This is a genomic window from Sphingomonas sp. PP-CE-3A-406 (assembly GCF_003688625.1).
Lineage (GTDB): Bacteria > Pseudomonadota > Alphaproteobacteria > Sphingomonadales > Sphingomonadaceae > Sphingomonas.
In genome coordinates this window covers 870,737-891,264 of record NZ_RCWY01000002.1, presented here as the reverse complement: position 1 = coordinate 891,264, position 20,528 = coordinate 870,737, and the positions used below count along the sequence as shown (strand labels likewise).

Annotated in this window: 18 protein-coding genes; 8 read left to right on the top strand and 10 right to left on the bottom strand. The window is 66.0% G+C overall.

Going from position 1 to position 20,528, the window contains the following annotated elements:
• Positions 1-171: 171 nt before the first annotated feature.
• Positions 172-2,427 carry an NADP-dependent malic enzyme gene (locus C8J44_RS10595; protein WP_056052149.1) on the top strand — a complete coding sequence of 752 codons (2,256 nt, stop codon included), beginning with the start codon at positions 172-174 and terminating at the stop codon, positions 2,425-2,427.
• Positions 2,428-2,585: 158 nt separating this feature from the next.
• Here the strand turns inward: C8J44_RS10595 and C8J44_RS10590 are convergent, their stop codons facing one another.
• Positions 2,586-3,374, bottom strand: a complete 789-nt coding sequence (locus C8J44_RS10590; RefSeq protein WP_121904437.1) for an SDR family oxidoreductase — start codon at positions 3,372-3,374, stop codon at positions 2,586-2,588.
• Positions 3,375-3,503: 129 nt separating this feature from the next.
• Between C8J44_RS10590 and C8J44_RS10585 the strand changes: the two genes are divergently transcribed.
• From C8J44_RS10585 to C8J44_RS10570, 4 genes are all read left to right on the top strand, one after another.
• On the top strand, positions 3,504-4,331 hold the full coding sequence (locus tag C8J44_RS10585; RefSeq protein ID WP_121904436.1) for an SDR family NAD(P)-dependent oxidoreductase: 828 nt from the start codon (positions 3,504-3,506) through the stop codon (positions 4,329-4,331).
• A complete protein-coding gene (locus C8J44_RS10580) occupies positions 4,328-5,761 on the top strand; it encodes an MFS transporter (RefSeq protein WP_259466799.1) in 1,434 nt (477 codons plus the stop codon). The genes C8J44_RS10585 and C8J44_RS10580 overlap by 4 nt, the downstream gene beginning before the upstream one ends.
• Before the next feature lie 240 nt (positions 5,762-6,001).
• Positions 6,002-7,882 carry a M1 family metallopeptidase gene (locus C8J44_RS10575; RefSeq protein WP_121904435.1) on the top strand — a complete coding sequence of 627 codons (1,881 nt, stop codon included), beginning with the start codon at positions 6,002-6,004 and terminating at the stop codon, positions 7,880-7,882.
• Between the two features lie 136 nt (positions 7,883-8,018).
• Positions 8,019-8,636, top strand: a complete 618-nt coding sequence (locus tag C8J44_RS10570; RefSeq protein WP_121904434.1) for a CHAP domain-containing protein — start codon at positions 8,019-8,021, stop codon at positions 8,634-8,636.
• A gap of 333 nt (positions 8,637-8,969) precedes the next feature.
• On the opposite strand, the gene msrB is transcribed toward C8J44_RS10570, so the two are convergent.
• The 4 genes from msrB to C8J44_RS10550 all read right to left on the bottom strand — a co-directional run bounded on the left by msrB (position 8,970) and on the right by C8J44_RS10550 (position 13,158).
• Positions 8,970-9,467, bottom strand: a complete 498-nt coding sequence (gene msrB / locus C8J44_RS10565) for a peptide-methionine (R)-S-oxide reductase MsrB (protein WP_121904702.1) — start codon at positions 9,465-9,467, stop codon at positions 8,970-8,972.
• A 146-nt stretch (positions 9,468-9,613) separates the two neighbouring features.
• Positions 9,614-10,852 carry a cytochrome P450 gene (locus C8J44_RS10560; RefSeq protein WP_121904433.1) on the bottom strand — a complete coding sequence of 413 codons (1,239 nt, stop codon included), beginning with the start codon at positions 10,850-10,852 and terminating at the stop codon, positions 9,614-9,616.
• Between the two features lie 141 nt (positions 10,853-10,993).
• Positions 10,994-12,229 carry an ABC transporter permease gene (locus C8J44_RS10555; RefSeq protein WP_121904432.1) on the bottom strand — a complete coding sequence of 412 codons (1,236 nt, stop codon included), beginning with the start codon at positions 12,227-12,229 and terminating at the stop codon, positions 10,994-10,996.
• Positions 12,226-13,158 (bottom strand): ABC transporter ATP-binding protein, encoded by a 933-nt coding sequence (locus tag C8J44_RS10550; protein ID WP_404969197.1) that lies wholly within the window; start codon positions 13,156-13,158, stop codon positions 12,226-12,228. The genes C8J44_RS10555 and C8J44_RS10550 overlap by 4 nt, the downstream gene beginning before the upstream one ends.
• A 38-nt stretch (positions 13,159-13,196) precedes the next feature.
• On the opposite strand from C8J44_RS10550, the gene queG reads away from it, so the two are divergent.
• Entirely contained in the window at positions 13,197-14,333 is a 1,137-nt protein-coding gene (gene queG / locus C8J44_RS10545) for a tRNA epoxyqueuosine(34) reductase QueG (protein WP_121904430.1), read from the top strand.
• A 115-nt stretch (positions 14,334-14,448) separates the two neighbouring features.
• Here queG and C8J44_RS10540 read toward each other — a convergent pair whose 3' ends face one another.
• The 3 genes from C8J44_RS10540 to C8J44_RS10530 all read right to left on the bottom strand — a co-directional run bounded on the left by C8J44_RS10540 (position 14,449) and on the right by C8J44_RS10530 (position 16,108).
• Complete coding sequence (locus C8J44_RS10540) at positions 14,449-14,916, bottom strand: DUF1203 domain-containing protein (RefSeq protein WP_121904429.1); 468 nt, start codon at positions 14,914-14,916, stop codon at positions 14,449-14,451.
• Between the two features lie 134 nt (positions 14,917-15,050).
• Positions 15,051-15,422, bottom strand: a complete 372-nt coding sequence (locus C8J44_RS10535) for a hypothetical protein (RefSeq protein ID WP_121904428.1) — start codon at positions 15,420-15,422, stop codon at positions 15,051-15,053.
• Positions 15,419-16,108 (bottom strand): EI24 domain-containing protein, encoded by a 690-nt coding sequence (locus tag C8J44_RS10530; protein ID WP_121904427.1) that lies wholly within the window; start codon positions 16,106-16,108, stop codon positions 15,419-15,421. Before C8J44_RS10530 ends, C8J44_RS10535 begins: the two co-directional genes overlap by 4 nt.
• A 222-nt stretch (positions 16,109-16,330) precedes the next feature.
• Here C8J44_RS10530 and C8J44_RS10525 point away from each other — a divergent pair, with 222 nt between their 5' ends.
• Together C8J44_RS10525 and C8J44_RS10520 are read left to right on the top strand one after the other, a co-directional pair.
• Positions 16,331-17,107, top strand: coding sequence for a cyclase family protein (locus tag C8J44_RS10525; RefSeq protein WP_121884183.1), 777 nt, complete (start codon positions 16,331-16,333; stop codon positions 17,105-17,107).
• A gap of 178 nt (positions 17,108-17,285) precedes the next feature.
• Complete coding sequence (locus C8J44_RS10520; RefSeq protein ID WP_121904426.1) at positions 17,286-18,299, top strand: adenosine kinase; 1,014 nt, start codon at positions 17,286-17,288, stop codon at positions 18,297-18,299.
• A 133-nt stretch (positions 18,300-18,432) separates the two neighbouring features.
• Here C8J44_RS10520 and C8J44_RS10515 read toward each other — a convergent pair whose 3' ends face one another.
• Positions 18,433-20,037: an amino acid permease gene (locus C8J44_RS10515; RefSeq protein ID WP_121904425.1), complete on the bottom strand. Its 1,605-nt coding sequence runs from the start codon at positions 20,035-20,037 to the stop codon at positions 18,433-18,435.
• A gap of 111 nt (positions 20,038-20,148) precedes the next feature.
• Positions 20,149-20,526: a histidine triad nucleotide-binding protein gene (locus C8J44_RS10510; RefSeq protein WP_121904424.1), complete on the bottom strand. Its 378-nt coding sequence runs from the start codon at positions 20,524-20,526 to the stop codon at positions 20,149-20,151.
• Between the last annotated feature and the right edge of the window lie 2 nt (positions 20,527-20,528).

The following is a 20,528-nucleotide window of genomic DNA, read 5'->3' as shown; positions in this document are numbered from 1 at the left end:
CTCCCCAAGGGGGAGAAGGAGTTTCTTTCCCCGCACCAGCACCACCCCGGCCTTCGCCGGGGTGGTGCTGGTAGGTGGCGGCCACCCAATAGAGCGAAGTGTCCGGGGTGACGAACGGCGACCACCTGCCTAGAAGGTCCTCCAAACCTAACGACCGCGCGAGGCCCGCCCATGTCCGACGAAACGCTGCAATTCTCCGAACGCGAAGCCTTGCTGTTCCATTCGGAAGGCCGTCCGGGGAAGATCGAGATCATCGCGTCGAAGCCGATGGCGACGCAGCGCGATCTTGCGCTCGCATACTCTCCCGGCGTCGCGGTGCCGGTGCAGGCGATCTACGACGATCCCGCCACCGTCTACGACTACACCGCGAAGGGAAACCTCGTCGCGGTCATCTCGAACGGCACCGCGATCCTCGGCATGGGCAATCTCGGGCCGCTCGCCAGCAAGCCGGTGATGGAAGGCAAGGCGGTCCTCTTCAAGCGCTTCGCCGACGTCGACGCGATCGACATCGAGCTGAAGACCGAGGACGTGAACCGCTTCATCGACGCGGTCGAGCTGATGGAGCCGACGTTCGGCGGCATCAACCTCGAGGACATCAAGGCGCCCGAATGCTTCATCATCGAGCAGGCTTTGCGCGAGCGGATGAACATCCCCGTTTTCCATGACGACCAGCACGGCACCGCGATCATCACCGCCGCCGGCCTGATCAACGCGTGCCTGCTCACCGGGCGGAAACTCTCCGAGGTCAAGATCGTCGTCAACGGCGCCGGCGCCGCGGCGATCGCCTGCACCGAACTCGTCAAGGCGATGGGCGTGCGCGGCGACAACGTCATCCTCTGCGACCGGAAAGGCGTGATCTACCAGGGTCGCGAGGGCGTCGACCAGTGGAAGTCGGCGCACGCCGCGGTGACCGAAACGCGCACGCTGACCGAGGCGCTGGTCGGCGCCGACGTGTTCCTGGGGCTCTCCGCGGCGGGCTCGCTGACGCCGGAGATGGTCAAGGACATGGCCCCCGCACCGATCATCTTCGCGATGGCCAATCCCGAGCCGGAAATCCGCCCCGAACTGGCGATGGCCGCGCGCCCCGATGCGATCGTCGCGACCGGGCGCTCGGATTATCCGAACCAGGTCAACAACGTGCTGGGCTTCCCGTTCATCTTCCGCGGGGCATTGGACGTCCGCGCGACCGGCATCAACGACGCGATGAAGATCGCCGCCGCCAACGCGATCGCCGAACTCGCGCGCGAACGCGTGCCGGAGGAGGTCGCCGCGGCATACGGCGTCAGCCACAGCTTCGGCCCCGCGTACATCATCCCCGCGCCGTTCGATCCGCGCCTGATGGAAGTCGTCCCCGTCGCGGTCGCCAAGGCGGCGATGGCCTCGGGCGTCGCCACCAAGCCGATCCTCGACATCGAAGCGTATCGCCATTCTTTGAGAGCACGCCTCAACCCGACCACCTCGGTCCTGTCGATGGCGTATGAAGGCGCGCGCGCGCATCCCAAGCGCGTGATCTTCGCGGAAGGCGAGGAGGAAGTCGTCCTCCGCGCCGCCATCGCGTTCAAGGAAGGCGGCTACGGCACCCCGGTTCTGGTCGGCCGCGACGACGTGCCCGACCGGTTGCGCGCGCTCGGCGTCACCGATCCGGAGAGCTTCGAACTCCACAACAGCCGCGTCTCGCCGCTCGTGCCGCGGATGGTCGACTTCCTGTATTCACGGCTCCAGCGTCGCGGCTATCTGCGCCGCGATTGCGAGCGGATGGTCAACCAGGACCGCAACATCTTCGGCGCGCTGCTGCTCCAGCTCGGCGAAGGCGACGCGATGATCACCGGCATCACGCGCACGTACGGCGAGACGATGCGCCAGATTTATCGCGTGATCGATCCGGCGGCGGGGAAGACGCCGTTCGGTATCCACCTGCTGGTCGGGCAGAGCCACACGGTGTTTATTGCCGACACGACGGTCAACGAGCGCCCGACCGCCGAGCAGCTGGCCGACTTCGCCGAGCAGACCGCGGCGGTCGCGCGCCGGATGGGGCATGAGCCTCGCGTGGCGTTCCTGAGCTATTCGAACTTCGGCAATCCGAAGGGGGAGTGGCTCGACAACATCCGCGATGCGGTGACGGTGCTGGACGGCCGGAAAGTCGGGTTCGAATACGAGGGTGAGATGGCGCCGGATGTTGCGCTGAATCCGAAGCAGCTGGCGAACTATCCGTTCGCGCGGCTGTCTGGCCCGGCGAACGTGCTGATCATGCCAGGGCTTCAGTCGGCGCATATCTCGGCGAAGTTGTTGCGGGAACTCGGCGGCGACTCGGTTATCGGGCCGATGCTGATCGGCATGGAAAAGCCGGTCCAGGTCGCGCCGATGACGTCGACCGCGAGTGAACTGGTGACGCTGGCCGTTCTCGCAGCAGGCGGCATCGCCCGGTAAACTCCCTCGCCCCTGCGGGGAGAGGGAAGGGGCCCGCCGCACTTGCGGTGGGAAGGGAGAGGGGAGTGAGGCTCGGGACGGTTCGTCCCAAAGCCCCTCTCCCTTCCGTCGCAAGCGCTCCTCCCTCCCTCTCCCCGGAGGGCGAGGGACGCAGAACCTCAGGCGTCGATGCTTGTGCCTAGTGACGCGTGGACCAGGCCTCCATCGACGGTAATCGTCTCGCCGATCACGTAATCCCCGGCGCGGCTGGCGAGGTAGATCGCAGCCCCGGCCATATCCTCGTCCACCCCGACGCGCTTCGCCGGGATCCCCTGCGCCACCGCATCGCCGTGATCGCGCGCGGCCTTGTTCATGTCGCTCGCAAACGCCCCCGGCGCGATCGAGGTGACGTTGATCGAATCCGTCACCAGCCGCGCCGCCATCCGTTTCGTCAGATAGATCAGCGCCGACTTCGACGCGTGATAGCTGTACGTCTCCCACGGGTTCAGGCGCTGGCCGTCGATCGACGTGATATTGATCACTTTCGCCGGCTTTGCGCGCGATCCCGAAGCCTTCAACGCGGCATGCAGCGCCTGCGTCAGGAAGAACGGCGACTTGACGTTCAGGTCCATGACCTTGTCCCAGCCGACCTCCGAAAACTCCTCGAACGGCACGCCCCACGCCGCGCCCGCGTTGTTGACGAGGATATCGAGCTGCGACTCATGCTCGGCGAACTGCGCGGCCAGCGCCTTGCACCCTGCCACGGTGGATACGTCCTGCGGCAATGCGATGCAGTTCGGCCCGAGTTCCGCCGCCGCGGCCTCGCACACATCGGCCTTGCGCGACGAGATATACACCTTGGCCCCCTGCGCGATGAAGCCGGCGGCGATCATCTTGCCGATCCCGCGGCTGCCGCCGGTGATCAGCGCGACGCGGCCGTCGAGCCGGAACAGGTTGGTCGTATCCATCACGCATCCTCCGAATGTTTGCGCGCTTGGTATCGCCGAGCGCCTCTTGCCGCAAACCCGTTTTTCGAACGAGGCGTCATTGACGAGTGCAAAGCCCGTACTATGCTCGCCAAAAATAGGAGAGAGCGTGTGAGGTTTTCAGGCAAGCGTGCCGTCGTGACCGGCGGCGCGTCCGGCATCGGCCGAGCGACCGCGCTGCGACTCGCCGATGAAGGCGCTACCGTTCTGATCGGCGACATCGACGAGGCCGGTGGCCGCGCGATCGCCGACACCTCGGGCGGGCGGATCCTGTTCCAGCGTACCGACGTGCTCCAGGCGGCCGATATCGAGGCGCTGATGCAGACTGCCGACGACGCGGGCGGGCTCGACATCCTGTTCAACAACGCCGGCGCGGGCGGCTCGCGCGACCCGATCGGCGAAATTTCCTCGGAGGACTGGGACCGCACGCAAGCGCTGCTTCTTCGCTCGGTCGCGCTCGGCATCCGCTATGCCGCACCGCTCATGGCGAAGCGCGGCGGCGGCGCGATCGTCAACACCTCGTCGGTGTCCGCGCTCGGCACCGGCTACGCGCCGACCGCCTATTCCACCGCCAAGGCCGGCGTGCTTCACCTTACCAAGCAGGCCGCCGCCGATCTCGCGCAGCACAAGATCCGCGTGAACGCGGTCGTGCCCGGCTTCATCGTCACCAACATCTTCACGCGCACGCTTGAACTCGACGCCGCAAAGACGACGCAGGCCGACGCGATGATCGCGCATATCGCTGCCGACGCGCAGCCGATCCGCCGCCCCGGCACCAGCGAGGACATCGCCGCCGCGGTCGCGTTCCTGGTGAGCGACGATGCGAGCTTCATCACCGGCACGCACATCCTGGTCGATGGCGGCATGACGATCGGCACGCGGCCGAGCTGGGACCCTGCGCAACCCTCGCTGTTCGCCATGCTCGATAAATTGAAATGACGGCACCCGCCCGCCGCCTCTCCAACGGCACGATGGCGAGCTACGGCTTCGGCGCGGTCGCGTATGGGGTGAAGGACGCCGGGTTCGGCACGTTCCTGCTGCTGTTCTACAACCAGGTCGTCGGGCTGCCGTCCGCCACCGTCGGGCTCGTCATCATGATGGCGCTGCTGATCGACGCGTTCGTCGATCCGGCGGTGGGCTTCTTCTCCGATCGCACGCGCACGCGGTGGGGCCGGCGGCATCCGTGGATGTACGCGTCTGCGCTGCCGATCATGATCGGCTGGCTGCTGCTGTGGAACCCGCCCTCGGTGATGTCGGAGCCGCAGACGCTGATCTGGCTGTTCGTCATGGCGGTGATCGTGCGTAGCGCGGTGAGTTGCTACGAGGTGCCGTCGGTCGCGCTGACCCCCGAGCTGACGTCGGGGTATGACGAGCGCACGCGGATCATGGCCTATCGCTATCTGTTCGGTTGGGTCGGCGGGCTGCTGATGTTGCTGTCGGCGTACCAGTATTTCCTCGCGCCCACCGCGGCGTTCCCGAACGGCCTGCTCAACCGCGCCGGTTACGGCGGCTTCGCGCTGGCGGGCGCGCTGTTCATCGGCGTAGCGATTCTCGTCTCCGCGCTCGGCACGCACCACGAGATCAGGCATCTCCCGAACCCGCCGATCGCCAAGCAGACCTTGCGCGAGTCCTTCGCCGAACTCCGCCAGACCGTGAAGAACCGCGCCTTCGCGATCCTGATGGCCGCGGGTGTCTGCGCGTACACGATCCAGGGCATCAGCTATGCGATGTCGAACTACCTCTACACCTATGTCTGGGGCTTCAAGGGGCCGGTGTTCGTCTACCTGACGATCGCGCTGTTCTCGGGCGTGTTCCTCGCGTTTCTCGCCGCGCCCCGGCTCGGCAGGACGGGGAGCAAGCCCAAGGCGGCGATGGGCGCGGTGCTGCTGGGTGCGGCGCTCAATACCTCGCCGTACTGGGTGCGGATGCTCGGCGTGTTTCCCGACGTCGGCGATCCCACGCTGCTGCCGATGCTGTTCGGCTTCTTCATCCTCGGCACCGCGTCGAACGTCACCGGGTTCATCCTCGGCGCGTCGATGATGGCCGACGTGGTCGAGGATTCGGAAGCGAAGACCGGCCGGCGGTCCGAAGGCGTGTTCTTCGCGGGCTCGTTCTTCGTCCAGAAATGCACCAGCGGGATCGGCATCTTTTCCGCGGGGATGATCCTCGCGGTGGCGGGGTTCCCGGCCAAGGCTATGCCGGGGACGGTCCCGGTGGGAACGATCGATCGCCTCACGCTGATCTACGCCGGCCTCTACATCGCGCTGGCGTGCGTCTCGGCGTTCTTCTTCTCCCGCTTTCCGTTCGGCCGCGTCGAGCACGAGGCGCGGTTGGCGCGACTGGCAACGAACACAGTTCACGAGAGCTAGGAGCCACGGCTTCCGATGATCCTCCCCCGCCAGGGGGAGGTGGCTGGCCCTTGCCAGACGGAGGGGGAGGCATGCGAAACGTGCGTTCCGGATCCTCCCTCCGTTACCTTCGACGACACCTCCCCCTTGCGGGGGAGGATGCAAAACCGCGATCGTCTCACCCTTCCAGCAACGGGACCCGCACGTTAGGACCCAAGCTTGGCCGTCCCTATATCGAGGAACGGCGACATCGGAGTTCCCATGCGCATCCCCGCTCTAGCCACCGCCCTCGGTCTCGTCCTCGCATCCCCCGCCGTCGCGCAGACGGTCGCGCCGGTCCTCACCACCCCCGACGGGCACGACCCGCATAGCTACGCCCGCCCCGCCGAGGCGCGCGTCACGCACGTCTCGCTCGATCTCGCCGCCGACTTCGACACGCACGTCATCCGAGGCATCGCCACGCTCGACATCCTCGCGGCCCCCGGTGCTAAACAGGTCGTGCTGGACGACAACGGCCTGAAGATCGTCAACATCACCGACGCCGCCGGCAAACCGCTCCCCTACTCGGTCGGCGCGGTCGACAAGATCCACGGCGCGCCGCTGACCGTCACGCTTAACGGCGCCAGGAAAATCCGCATCGCCTATGCCTCGTCGCCCGACGCGAAGGCGCTGCAATGGCTCACCCCTGCGCAGACCGCGGGCAAGAAACAGCCGTTCCTGTTCAGCCAGGGCGAGGCGATCCTCAACCGCAGCTGGATCCCGACGCAGGACTCCCCCGGCATCCGCCAGACCTGGGAGGCCAAGATCGCCGTCCCCAAGCAACTCACCGCGGTGATGAGCGGGCTCGCGACCGGCAAGCCGACCTGCGCTGCCGATCGCTGCACGTTCCAGTACAAGATGGACAAGCCCGTCGCGCCCTACCTCATCGCGCTTGCGGTCGGCGACATCGCGTTCAAGTCGACCGGCCCGCGCACCGGCATCTGGGCCGAGCCCGCGACCCTGCCCAAGGCCGCGTACGAATTCGGCGAGCTCGAGAAGTTCGTCGCCGCCGCCGAGGGGCTGTACGGTCCGTATCGCTGGGGCCGCTACGACGTGCTGGTCCTGCCGCCGTCGTTCCCGTTCGGCGGCATGGAGAACCCGACGCTCACCTTCGCCACGCCGACCGCGATCGCCGGCGACCGCAGCCTCGTCTCGCTGATCGCGCACGAACTCGCGCACAGCTGGTCCGGCAACCTAGTGACCAACGCGACCTGGGATGATTTCTGGCTCAACGAAGGCTTCACCAGCTATTTCGAGAACCGAATCATGGAGGCGCTCTACGGCAAGCGCCGCGCCGACATGGAGGCCGACCTCGCCTGGACCGACATGCTCGCCGCGGTGAAGGAGGCGGGCGGTCCCGCGGCCAAGGACACGCAGCTCCACCTCGATCTCGACGCCTCGCGCGATCCCGACGACGGCATGACGCAGATCGCCTACGACAAGGGCGCGGCGTTCCTCCGCACGATCGAGAAGCAGGTCGGCCGCGCGCGATGGGACGCGTATCTGCGCAGCTATTTCGACCGCCACGCCTTCCAGCCTCAGACCAGCGCCGGCTTCCTTGCCGACCTCAAGTCGAAGCTGCTGACTCCCGCCGAAGCCAAGACGATCGGCGTCGATGCCTGGGTCTACAGCCCCGGCATCCCCGCGAACGCGGTGCATGTGACGTCCGCCGCGTTCCCCGCAGTCGATTCGGCGGCGAAGGCGTACGCTGCGGGCGGACCGGTTTCGGGCGTTCCGGGCAAGGCGACCACGCAGGAAATCACGCGGTTCATCACGCAATTGCCGCGGAAACTCCCGGCCGAGCGGTTGAAGACGCTCGACACCGCGTTCGGCTGGAACACGACGGGCAACTCCGAGATCCGCTTCGCCTGGCTGCAACTCGCGCTCGCCAATCACTATGCGCCCGCCGACGCCTCGGCCGAGCAGTTCCTGACTTCGCAGGGCCGGCGGAAGTTCGTCGCGCCGCTGTTCCAGCAGATGATGGACTCCGGCGACTGGGGCCACAAGCTGGCGATGCAGATCTACGGCAAGGCGCGGCCGGGCTATCATGCGGTCACGCAGGTCACCGTCGACCGCATAACCGGTTGGAAACTCATGAACTGAGCCTGTCTGGACGCCATTTCGGGCGTTGGTCGGCGCGGTAACACGCTTCGTCGGATATGGTTCCCGCACGGCTTCCAATTAAATCGAACCTCCCGTAGCCAGACTGCGACAAACGGGTTTTGGCCGGGGGGTCTCGATGAATTTCAAGGCGTTAGCAGCGCGTTTTGCGCTGGTGGTATCGTGCGGCCTGATGACGGCCACCCCTGCTGCGGCTCAGTTTTGGCAGTGCGTGACGTTCGCTCGCTCGGTGTCGGGCATCGAAATTCGCGGCAACGCCAACACCTGGTGGAGCCAGGCCGAGGGTCGCTACGAGCGTGGCCACACCCCGAAGGCCGGCTCGGTCCTCGCCTTCTCGCCGACCTTGCGGATGCGCGTCGGCCATGTCGCGATGGTCTCGAAGGTCGTCAGCGACCGCGAAGTCCTCCTGACGCATGCCAACTGGTCGCGCCCAGGCGCGATCGAGACCAATGTCCGCGCGGTCGACGTGTCCGACGCCGGCGACTGGAGCATGGTCAAGGTCTGGTACGGTCCGCAGGGCGACCTCGGCACCTCGGCCTATCCGACCAAGGGCTTCATCTATTCGGGCCACGCGCCTGCTGGTGATACGTTCGATGCGCCGGCGCAGCCTTCGTTCCAGATGGCGAGCCGCACTGTCTCCGCAGCTCAGCGCGCCAACGCTACGCAGCTTGCGACGATCCAGCACGGCCCGACCGATCCCCGCGGCATCTTCACGCTGGTGAACGAGGCGAACTGAGGGTTGTCTGGGTGTGGTGGCGGTTGCGTCAGTCCGCGCTCTACATCCAAAGTTTCGCTACTGATCGCTCCCCGACGGTCCAATTAGGCGACCACTCCGGCGAAGGCCGGGGCCCAGTTGGAAAGGTCGCAGTAACAGCTCGCCACCTTCGTTAGCGACGCCGCCCAACTGGACCCCGGCCTCCGCCGGGGAGGTGCCATAAGGCCGAGCACTGATCTGCTAGCTTCTTGATCTCCCGCGAAGGCGGGAGCCCAGTCTGGACCCCCGCCTTCGCGGGGGAACATTCTACTTGCTCAGCAGTGTGATGCGTCGAACACGTTCAACTGCACCCCCTCATGCAGCCTTGAACGTCAACGCATCGCCATTCATGCAGTACCGCTTACCCGTCGGCTTCGGCCCATCGTCGAACACGTGCCCCAGATGCCCGCCGCATCGCCTGCAATGGACCTCGGTCCGCCCCATCCCCATCGTCGAATCCACCCGCGTCCGCACCGCGTTCGGCAGTGGCTGCCAGAAGCTCGGCCACCCCGTCCCGCTCTCGAACTTGGTCTTCGACGAGAAGTTCGGCAGCGCGCAGCCGCCGCACGAGAAGATCCCCGCCCGATGCTCGCCGTTGAGCGGGCTCGAATAGGGGCGCTCGGTGGCATCCTTGCGCAGCGTATCATACGCATCCGGCGACAGCTTCTTGCGCCACTGCGCGTCGGTCAGCGTGACCTCGAACCGCTCGGCGGCCTGCGCGGGCTGCGACGTGCACCCCCAGAGCGCGAAGCCGGCGACGCCTGCTCCGGCGAGCGTGAGGAAAGCGCGGCGGTCTGAAGAGGCATGGGTCATGGTCATGATATAAGTACGATTCCGTCGGCGAACAGGAGGCGGCCGAAACACCCTGTCATCCTGATGAAAGTCAGGATCCAGAGTATCAGGCGGGCCGTGCGGGACTCTGGATCCTGGGTCGAGCCCAGGATGACGGGGGGTGAGCCTCAGTATTTGCTGATTTCCACCGGCAGCGTGCGATACCCGTGGACGAAGCACGCGGCGACCCGCGTCGGTTCGGCGAGCACGTTGATCCGCATGCGGCGGGCGGCCATCTCCTCCAGCAAAATTGCGATCTGCATCTCCGCCAGCCGCGCGCCGACGCAGCGGTGGATGCCGTGGCCGAAAGCCAGATGCCGCCGTGCGTTCGGCCGATCCACCACGATCGCATCCGCATCGTCGCCGAACACGCTCTCGTCGCGGTTCGCCGAGATGTACCAGAGCGCGAGCTTGTCCCCCGCCTTGATCTGCTGCCCCATCAGTTCCGCGTCCGCGGTCGCGGTGCGCCGCATGTGCGCGAGCGGGGTCTGCCAGCGCAGGATCTCGCTGACCGCGTTGGGGATCAGCGTCGGATCCGCCTCAAGCTTCGCGCGCGACTCGGGGAACTTGTCGAGGCCATAGGCAAGCGCGGACATCGAATTGCGCGTCGTGTCATTGCCGCCGACGATCAGCAGGATGAGGTTTCCAATGAATTCGTTGTGATCCATGTGGCTCATCGCGTCCGAATGGATCATCATCGAGATCAGGTCGGGCGTCGGCGCCTTGTCGATCTTCGCGTCCCACAGACCTTTGAAGTACGACCCGCATTCGAACATGTATGCGAGCCGCTGTCCGCGCAGTTCCTCGTTCTTTACGATCTCGATATCGCCCGCCCAGTCCGACCACAACGTCAGTTTCCGCCGGTCCGCCCAGGGGAAGTCGAACAGGATCGCGAGCATCTGCGTGGTCAGTTCGATCGCGACGGTATCGACCCAGTCGAACGGCGTGTTCCACGGCAGGCTGTCGAGCATGTCGGCGGTCCGCCGCCGGATATCGCCCGACATCCGCGTCATCTCGCTCGGCGTGAAGGCCGGCGCGACGGTGCGGCGCTGGCCGGTATGCACCGGGCGATCGCGCGCGATGAACATCGGCATGCGGACGTCGCGCTCGGCGACGAAATCGGCGATCGTGATCCCGCCGGCTTCGGAGGAGTAGAGATCGGGGAGAGACTCGACCTCGACGATGCCCTTGTAGCTGGAGACCGACCAATAAGGGCCGTAGTCGGACTGCTCGACGTAATGGACGGGGGCTTCGGCGCGGAGTTGCGCGAACGGCGCCTGCCAGAGGTCGTCGCGGTAGAGTTCGGCGCGGCTCACATCGAGCGGATCGACTGTGTGTTGCGCCACGTCTCTTGCCAGAGTCGCCATCGTCTCTCTCCCGTGTTTTGCAGCAGGAGAAGCTTTGCTAACACTTATGTCAATAGGCGCTGTTCTCCTGCGAATGCAGGAGTCCAGGGTAACAAATACCATCCCTCGCGGTCCTGGGCTCCCGCGTTCGCAGGAGAACGGTTAAGCTACTGCCTTCGCCTTGCGCCGCCAGAACGGCCGCGCGCTTCCGGACTGCAGCACGCCCCTTCGGAACAGCCGTGCGCCAACCGTGATGAAGATCGTCACCCACAAGGCCTGCCACGCCAGCGCCGCGACGTGCGGCCACAATTCCGGCGAGTTCGCTGCGTGCCCGGCCATCGCGAATGGCGACGACAGCGGGAACAGCTCGGCGGCGGTGGCGATCCAGCTGCCCGGCCGCGATGCCGCTGCCGAGGACAGCCCGAACATCGCAACCTGAAGGATCGTGATCGGTAACGACAGCATCTGGATCTCGCGCATCGTCGTCGCCTGCGCGCCTACGCCGAGGAATACCGACCCGAGCAGCAGATACGCCATGCTGAAATACGCCGCGAACAGGACCGCGAACATCGGAGCGCCGACCGCCGGCGTCAGGTCGCCCAGCGCGACCGCGGCTGCTGCTGGCATCAACGACGTGATCTGGCTGACGACGGTGCCCCAGAACGCGACGAACAGCACCGCCACGCCGAACATCCCGATCAGCTTGCCGAAGAATACGGACTCCAGCGGCACCGCAGCGGCGAGCACTTCGATCACCTTGTTGTTGCGCTCCTCGGCCATCGTGCCGACGACCTGGCCCGACAGGAACAGCGTCAGGAAGAATATCCCGAATACCGCGAAGAAGGCGGATTGATGCTGCCCACCGACCGACGTGGTCGAGCGCGTGACCGGCGTCTTGGTCGCGGCGATCATCGGCAGCGTGCCGCCGAGCTTCTGCGCGGCGAGCGTCGTCTGTGCGAGCAACCCGAGATAATCCGCCGAACGCCGCCCGCGCGGTCCGTACAGGATCTGCGGCGCATCGAGCGGGCCGTACAGTACCGCGGACGCATCGACGTCCTTGGTCTCGAATGCAGCCCGGGCTTGCGCCGCGGGATCGGCGGTCGGCGCGACGATCGACAGTTCGGGAGGCGCTTCGTCTTCGCGGAACATGCCACGCAGGCGCGTGTCGGCTTCGTCGATCGGCCGCGCGGTAGTGGTGGGGACGATCGCGATGATCCGCGTCTTGTCCTGCGCGCCGCCGCTGACGCTTGCCGCGCCCAGTCCGCCGATCGCGCCGAACGATCCCATGATGACCGGCGCGAACAGGAACAGCAGGAAGATCGGCGTGAACACCGTGGCAATGAAATCGCGGCGCGCGATCGTGAAGGTCTGGCGAAGGGTGCGACGGAACCGGCTCATGCCGCGTCCTCCATAGGCGCGATGCCATGCTGACCGACGATCCGGACGAACGCCTCGTGCAAGCCGGGCCGCTCGATCGACAGCCCTGAAATCCCGTATCCCGCGTCGATCAGTCTCACGAGCAAGCTCTCGATTCCTTCGTTCGGCAGCTCGAACCGCCAGCTATCCCCGTCCGCCACCGCATCCACCGGCAGCACGCCGCGGATCGCCGGATCGGGGCGGTGCGGCGTGTAGTGAACGCGTTGCGGCAATATACCTCGCGCGTCCGCGACCGTGCCTTCGAACCGTCGCTTCCCGCCGGCGATGATCGCCAGTCGATCGCACAGTCGCTCGGCATGGCTCATGATATGCGTCGAGAACAGGATCGTCGCGCCGCGATCGCGCTCGGCGAGGATCAGCTTCTCGAGCCGCTCCTGGTTGACCGGATCGAGCCCCGAAAACGGCTCGTCGAGCACCAGCAAATCGGGCTGGTGCACCACCGAGCCGAGCAACTGCACCAGCTGCGCCATGCCCTTCGACAGCTTCCGGATCTTCTCGTCGACCGCATGGCCGAGTCCTGCCGCCTCCATCAACACCACCGCCCGCTCACGCCCGGTCTTCCAGTCGAGCCCACGCAATGCCCCTAGGAACGCGATCGCCTCGCGCGCCTTCATTGCCGGATATAGCCCGCGCTCCTCGGGCAGATAGCCGACCCGGTCGCTCGCATCGCGCGGATTGTCGTAGCCGAGCAGCGTGCGGCTACCCTCGTCGGGCTCGATGATCCCGAGCAGCATGCGCAGCGTCGTCGTCTTGCCCGCGCCGTTCGGCCCTAGCACGCCGTACACCGAGCCGCGCGGCACCATCATGTCTACCCCGTCGACCACGCGCCGATCGCCGAACCGCTTCACGATCCCGTTCGCGGTGACCGCCCATTCATCGTTCACGCGCAATCTTCCTCCCGAGGGTGGCGTCGTGGTAGCGGGCGGATGTGGCGCAAGACAAGCTGGAACACAGGCTCAAGGCCAAAGCGGCGGAACTGGGCTTCGTCGCGTGCGGGATCGCGCATGCGGACGCGGCGCCGCGCGCGGGCGAGCGGCTCCACCAATGGCTGGCGGACGGGCGTCACGGCGACATGATCTGGATGGAGGAGCGCAAGCACCACCGCGAAAGCCCCGCCGGCCTGTGGCCCGAGGTGCGCAGCGTCATCGCGCTCGGCATGAGCTATGCGCCGAAGGACGATCCGCTCCGGCTGGCGGACGAGGGCGGGGTAGGGCGGATCTCGGTCTATGCGCAGGGGCCGGATTATCACGATGTCGTGAAGCGGCAGTTGAAGGCGCTCGGGCGATGGCTGGCGGCGGAAGCAGGCCGCGACCTGCCGCCGTTCGACTTGAAAGTGTTCGTCGACACCGCGCCGGTGATGGAAAAGCCGCTCGCCGAAGCCGCCGGGCTCGGCTGGCAGGGCAAGCACACCAACTTGGTCAGTCGCGAGCATGGCAGCTGGCTGTTCCTCGGCGCGATCTACACGACGCTCGATCTGGAACCGGACAAGGGCGGCGTCGACACCTGCGGCAGTTGCGACGCGTGCCAGACCGCATGCCCGACCGCCGCCTTCCCGCGGCCGTACCAGCTCGATGCCCGCCGCTGCATCTCCTACCTGACGATCGAGCATGCCGGCCCGATCCCGCATGAATTTCGCGCCGCGATCGGCAACCGCATCTATGGCTGCGACGACTGCCTCGCCGTTTGCCCCTGGAACAAGTTTGCCGCCGCGGCGAACGCGAACCTGGCCTTCCACCCCCGCGCGGAACTGGTCGCGCCCGAACTCGCCGACATCCTCGCACTCGACGACGCGAGCTTCCGCACGGTCTTCGCGGGCTCCCCGATCAAGCGCATCGGCCGCGACCGGATGGTCCGCAACGCCCTGATCGCAGCCGGCAACAGCGGCGATCAGGCGTTGGTCGAACTCGTCGTAAAACTGCTAGCCGACGAGTCCCCGGTGGTTCGGGGTGCGGCAATCTGGGCGCTCCGCCGGCTGGACTTGGCGCGCTGCCACAGCGAGCACGCGCGGATCGCGACCCTTGAGCGCGACCGCACCGTCGTCGCCGAGTGGGACCGCATATCGTAGCCGGCAGCAAGCCTGGTTATCGGCCTGTCCGCGGAAGGGAGGACAGCGGAGAGGCGGCGTTCCAGCGCCAAGGGGCGTTAGCCGTTTTGCAGAACGTGATCCTCAATCGAGAAGGTCAGGCCCGAATGATACGAGCGGCGTAACACCCTCGTTTTGCGTAATGCGCGTGCAGATATGCGACGTCGGGATCGCTGAAGAACCGTTCGATCAGCGGAACCAGGACTTCACCGTCTGAGATGTCGGCGTCTACCATCTCCCCGTGCTCATTGAAGGCACGCAGCGAGATGGGTCGAATGCGGATCACCTCCGGAATGGCATCGATCATGTCCAGCGCGACCTTTGCGCCTTGGCGAACGAAAATTGCGTGCCGCGACCGATATGGCGTGTCGGCTGGCTGATGCTCGTAGTTGAGCAGGATGGCACACTCGCCGATCTCCATATCGCGGACCTCGATGCGGTCAGGAAAACCGGGTTTTGCATTCACGACATACCGCTTCGCCCCGACGGCCGCCAGATCGTCATCGGCCAGTTCGTAGAGATGGCTGAACTGGTCCGGATCAATTCCCAGTACGCGAAACGACATGCCGAACTCCTACAGTGCAGCCGCCATCCTGGCGCGCTCGGTGAGCGTCGGCATCCCGTTCATTGCTCTCAAAATGGACGTCGCCCTTTTTTGATCGAATTTTGGCGATGTCCGTATTGCGGCGCCTTCTAAGGCTATTTGCCCCCCTCGCGCCGGGTCAGTGCGGCGACGCAACTGGCGCGGTCGATCGTGCTGCCGTCGGGTTCGCGTGCGTCGAGATAGGTGACGCGGGGGGCGTCGGATCCCTTGGGATAGAGATACGCGTCGAGCACGCAAATCCCGCTCTGGAACTGAAGTTTCCGCGCGCTGCCCTCGCGGACGTCGGCGTCGGGCTGGCCGAACAATTTGGTCAGGCCGGCGGCATCCTGGCCAAGGACGCGTTCCAGGCCGACGCTCGTATAGGGGATTGCGGGGCGGCCTACCGCGGGTTTCGCGACCGGGGCGGCGCAACCTGCCAGCCCGCCACTCAGCGCCAGAGCGATCCCTATCGTCGTCAATCGCGTCATGCTCGGACCTTACGGGAATACTGGCTGTGGAAATAATGCGTCGCCATCGCGGCCCCCAGCACGGGCGCGGCGATGTTGAGGATCGGAACCACGAACAGCCCGGTGTTCGCAAGCCCCAGCGCGAACCGGCTCCCCTTGGTCGTCGCACGCCAGCCCCGCATCGCCGCCGCATCCATATGCCGCGCCGCGACCATGTCGCCAAGATCGCGCCCGAGCAGCCAACCATTGACCACGAAGAACGCCGCAGCGGTGCCGACCCCAGTGACGAGCAGCGCGATGTAGACCGGCAGCATCACCAGGTTGACGAGCACGACGCGAGCGGCCGAGCGGAGCCCCATTGCTAAGCTGCGCGCCAACGCGACGGGGCGGGCGGTCTTCAGCGCGTCCGGATAATGCCGCGCCTCGACCGCTTCGACGACTTCGTCCGCGAAGATCCCGACGACCGCGATCGCGACCGCGCGGAACAGCAGCCATAGCGCGAGGATCGTGACGAACAGCGCGAACGCCGCCGCGAGTCCGTCGGCGTGCCAGTCGAGCCACGCGGCCAGTGCGGCTTGCGTGCCCCACCACGTGCCAACGCCGAGCAACGCGAAGACGAGTAGCGTCACGACCATCGACTTGACGAACACGCGCAGCACCGGCGGATCGGTAAGCTGGCCAAGCGAAAGCAGGAGGGCGCGGAGCATCGTCTCGGGATGCCGCGCGGTCGCGCGAAGGTCAACGCGGCTTTCGATAGCGCGACTCTCGAGACTAACGGATAATCAGTTCCGCGAATACGGCGAGCCACCGATCCTGGATCCACGACGACTAGCAAACATCGGCCCGATCCGGCACCAGTTTGGGCATGCACCTACCTTGCCACCGCGCAGGATAGCCTGCGTCACGACGGCGATAGAACGGAGACCATCATGCCACGTACGATCGTCGATCTGTCGGTATTCCTCGAGAACGACGTGCTGTCGGACCCTCCCGGTCATGGTCCTCATATCGAGTATATCGATCACAAGGCGTCCATTCCTGGCCTGCTGGGATTTTTCCCAGGGTTGCAGGCTACAGACCTGCCCGATGGCGAGGCCTGGGCGATCGAGCGCGTGACGCTCATCACGCATAACGGCACGCATCTCGATGCGCCGTATCATTATGCCTCGACGATGGATGGCGGAAAGCGGGCGATCACGATCGACGAGGTTCCGCTCGACTGGTGCTTCCAGTCCGGCGTGAAGCTGGATTTCCGGCATTTCCCCGATGGCTATGTCGTCAGCGCTGCCGACGTCGAGGCGGAACTGCAGAGGATCGGGCACACGCTGTCGCCACTGGAGATCGTCGTCGTCAACACGCGTGCGGGCATGCGGTTCGGGCACGACGATTATGTTGCGTCGGGGTGCGGCATGGGGCGCGACGCCACGCTGTACCTGACCGAGCGGGGCGTTCGCGTCACGGGAACCGATGCGTGGAGCTGGGACGCGCCGTTCGTGCATACCGCCGCCCGATACGCCGAGAGCGGCGATGCGACGCTGATCTGGGAAGGTCACAAGGCCGGGCGTGACATCGGATATTGTCACATCGAGAAGCTGCACAATCTGGAGCAATTGCCAGCGACCGGATTCACGATCGCCTGCTTTCCAGTCAAGATTCGCGCCGCGTCGGCGGGCTGGACCCGCGCCGTCGCGATCCTGGACGGCTGATCGCGTCGGGTATCTCGGTCTCCCAAGATACCGGCTGACCTTTAGCCCCAACAGGGATCCGGGTTTCGCGTGAGGTCTTGGCGTGTACCTCTGGTCGCGGCCACGCTTGCCGCGCCGGTTGCGCCAATCCCTTCCGCGATTTACGGCAACGCTTTCCCGTCCGCCCGGAGACTTCCCCTTGTCCACCCCCACCACCGACGCTCCCACCTACGACGTCGTCGCGATCGGCAATGCCATCGTCGACATCCTCAGCACCGCCGATGACGCGTTCATCGAAGAGATCGGCGTCGCCAAGGGCTCGATGCAGCTCATGTTCTCGTCGGAAGAGGCCGACGCGCTCTACGCGAAGATGGGCCCGGGCATGGAAATCTCCGGCGGCTCGGCCGCCAACACCGTCGCCGGCATCGCCGCGCTCGGCGGCAAGTGCGGGTTCATCGGCCAGGTCGCCGACGACCAGCTCGGCCAGGTCTTCGCGCATGACGTCCGCAGCATCGGCATCGAGTTCGCCACGCCCGTCCGCGCCGGCGACCCGACAACCGGCCGCTGCCTGATCTTCGTGACGCCCGACGGCCAGCGCACGATGAACACCTTCCTCGGTGCAGGCCAGTTCCTCCCCGCCGCCGCGATCGATACCGCGATGATCGCCGACAGCGCGATCCTGTATCTCGAAGGCTATCTCTGGGATCCCGAAGAACCGCGCGCCGCGATGCGCGCTGCGATCGATTGCGCGCGCGATGCCGGCCGGAAGGTCGCGTTCACGCTCAGCGACGTGTTCTGCATCTCGCGCCACGGTGGTGATTTCCGCCAGCTGCTCTCGGACGGCCTGATCGACATCCTGTTCGCCAACGAAGGCGAACTTGCCGCTCTCGCCGAGACGGAAGACTTCGACGCAGCGGTCGCCAAGATTTCCGCACAGGTCCCGACGCTGGTCGTCACCCGCGGCGAGCACGGCGCCTGCGCGCTTCAGAACGGCAACCGCGCCGAGGTCAAGGCCGAGCCGATCGCCAAGGTCGTCGATACCACCGGTGCGGGCGATCTGTTCGCGGCGGGCTTCCTCCACGGTCAGGCGCAGAGCTACGACCTGCAGGCATCGCTGAAGCTCGGTGCGGTCTGCGCGGCCGAGATCATCAGCCATGTCGGCGCCCGTCCAATGGTCGACATGAAGGCACTCGCCGCCAAGCATATCGGCTGACCTGAGCTTGTGTCCCCGCGAAGGCGGGGACCCAGACTGGGCTCCCGCCTTCGCGGGAGAACAAGCTTTGGTGCAAAGACAAAAAAAAGGGCCGCGGGAGTTTCCTCCCGCGGCCCTTTTTTCTTGGGCTCGATCAGTGGCTGCCCGGCGCCGCGGTATCGACGTCGTCGACATCGATCCCCAGCCCGACATGGCTGCGCGAGCGGCTGTAGAGGAAGTAGATCGCCAACCCGATCGCGCCCCAGCCTGGCAAGACCAGCTTGGCGGTCAGCGGCAGCGACAGATACAGCCCGATGCAGCCGATGATCGCGAGTGGTGCAACGATGTACACCGCCGGCGTGCGGAACGGACGCTTGCGGCCGGGGTCGGTCTTGCGCAGCACCATCACGGAAATCGCCACCATCATGAACGCGAACAGCGTGCCCGCGTTGGAATAATCGGCGAGCTTGCCGACGGGCAGGATCGCCGCTGCGACAGCCGCGGCGATGCCCGTCACGATCGTGACGACATGCGGCGTGCGGAACTTCGGATGGATCGACGCGAGCCGCGCCGGCAACAGGCCGTCGCGCGCCATCGTGAAGAACACGCGGGTCTGGCCGAACATCATCATCAGCACCACCGACGGCAGCGCCAGCACGGCGGCGAGGCCGACCAGCCGGCCCATGATCGGCCAGTGGATTTCCTGGAGCACATGCACGAGCGCTTCCTTCGAGCAGACCAATGGCTCCATCGCGCCCCCTGCGACGATCGCCGCGCAACGCCCCGCCATCTCGGCCGAGCCCGGTGCCAGGATGCCGCCATCGGCGGTCGTCACCGGGTTCGCGCCGATCGCACCGATCGCGCCCGATGCGACCAGCAGGTAGAACAGCGTACAGATGCCGAGGCTGGCGATCAGCCCGATCGGCACGTTGCGTTGCGGATTCTTGGTCTCCTCCGCCGCCGTCGAGACCGCATCGAATCCTACATAGGCAAAGAAGATCGACGCCGCCGCACCGAGCACGCCGACGCCCGACGAGCTCAGCGGATTGCCGACGCCGTAGGGCAGGAAGGGGTGGAAATTGTCCGCCTTGAGGACCGGGATCGTCAGCGCGATGAACGCGGTCAGCGCGGCGATCTTGATCAGCACCAGCACGGCGTTGACGCGTGCGCTCTCGGTCGTGCCGACGACCAGCAGCCACGTGACGAGGCCGATGATGATCACCGCGGGCAGGTTCATGAAGCCGCCGACCGTCATCGCGGTCTGCAGATCGACGTTGGGCGTGGCGCCGAACGCGACCTGCACGTGCGCCATCAGCGCGTCGGCGTTGCGTAAGGCATTGGGGATGTGGAAGCCGATCCCGTCGAGCAGCCCGGCGAGATGGTTCGACCAGCCGACCGCAACCGCGCTCGCGCCGACCGCATATTCGAGGATCAGCGCCCAGCCGACCATCCAGGCGAGCAGCTCACCCGTGACCGCGTAGGTATAGGTATAGGCCGAGCCCGACACCGGCACCATCGACGCGAGTTCGGAATAGCACAGCGCCGCCACCGCGCAGACGAAGCCTGCGACGACGAAGCTCAGCAACATGCCCGGGCCGGCCTTCTGCGCGGCTTCGGACGTCAGCACGAAGATACCCGTGCCGATCACCGCGCCGACGCCCAGCAGGGTCAGCTGAAACGCGCTGAGCGTTCGCGCCAACCCCTTTTTCTCTGCCGTCGCCAGAATGGCGTCCAGCGATTTTACGCGACCAAAAATCAACGCGGTGTCCCCCGGGGATAGCGAGGGCCGGGTCAAAAGGCCCCCTTGCTCAAGCGCCCGAGCCTAATGGCAATTTTATTACGTGCAATCCTTTAGTGCGGTGAAGCTGCCCTATCGCGCCAGCATCGGCCCGAGCGGACGCCCGCCGAAGACATGAACGTGCAGGTGCGGCACCTCCTGGTGTCCGTCCTGGCCGATGTTCGCGAGCAGGCGATACCCCGGTTCGACCAGCCCCGCCGCACGCGCCACTTCGCCGACCGCACGGATGAAGCCGGCGATCTCCGCATCGGGCGCCCGCGCGGAAAAGTCGTCCCACGACACGTACGCGCCCTTGGGGATCACGAGCAGATGCGTCGGCGCCTGCGGGTTGATGTCGTGGAACGCGATCGCGAACTCGTCGTCGTACACCCGCTGCGACGGGATCTCGCCGCGCAGGATCTTCGCGAAGATGTTCTGGTCGTCGTAAGGCTGGGTGGCGTCGATCGGCATCG

Excerpts from the sequence above, each read along its gene's own strand:
- C8J44_RS10590 (WP_121904437.1), bottom strand. The coding sequence starts at position 3,374 with ATGGATACGACCAACCTGTTCCGGCTCGACGGCCGCGTCGCGCTGATC.
- C8J44_RS10525 (WP_121884183.1), top strand. The coding sequence starts at position 16,331 with ATGCCACGTACGATCGTCGATCTGTCGGTATTCCTCGAGAACGACGTG.
- C8J44_RS10575 (WP_121904435.1), top strand. The coding sequence starts at position 6,002 with ATGCGCATCCCCGCTCTAGCCACCGCCCTCGGTCTCGTCCTCGCATCC.
- C8J44_RS10580 (WP_259466799.1), top strand. The coding sequence starts at position 4,328 with ATGACGGCACCCGCCCGCCGCCTCTCCAACGGCACGATGGCGAGCTAC.
- C8J44_RS10530 (WP_121904427.1), bottom strand. The coding sequence starts at position 16,108 with ATGCTCCGCGCCCTCCTGCTTTCGCTTGGCCAGCTTACCGATCCGCCG.
- C8J44_RS10555 (WP_121904432.1), bottom strand. The coding sequence starts at position 12,229 with ATGAGCCGGTTCCGTCGCACCCTTCGCCAGACCTTCACGATCGCGCGC.
- C8J44_RS10560 (WP_121904433.1), bottom strand. The coding sequence starts at position 10,852 with ATGGCGACTCTGGCAAGAGACGTGGCGCAACACACAGTCGATCCGCTC.
- C8J44_RS10540 (WP_121904429.1), bottom strand. The coding sequence starts at position 14,916 with ATGTCGTTTCGCGTACTGGGAATTGATCCGGACCAGTTCAGCCATCTC.
- C8J44_RS10595 (WP_056052149.1), top strand. The coding sequence starts at position 172 with ATGTCCGACGAAACGCTGCAATTCTCCGAACGCGAAGCCTTGCTGTTC.
- msrB (WP_121904702.1), bottom strand. The coding sequence starts at position 9,467 with ATGACCCATGCCTCTTCAGACCGCCGCGCTTTCCTCACGCTCGCCGGA.
- C8J44_RS10510 (WP_121904424.1), bottom strand. The coding sequence starts at position 20,526 with ATGCCGATCGACGCCACCCAGCCTTACGACGACCAGAACATCTTCGCG.
- C8J44_RS10570 (WP_121904434.1), top strand. The coding sequence starts at position 8,019 with ATGAATTTCAAGGCGTTAGCAGCGCGTTTTGCGCTGGTGGTATCGTGC.
- C8J44_RS10535 (WP_121904428.1), bottom strand. The coding sequence starts at position 15,422 with ATGACGCGATTGACGACGATAGGGATCGCTCTGGCGCTGAGTGGCGGG.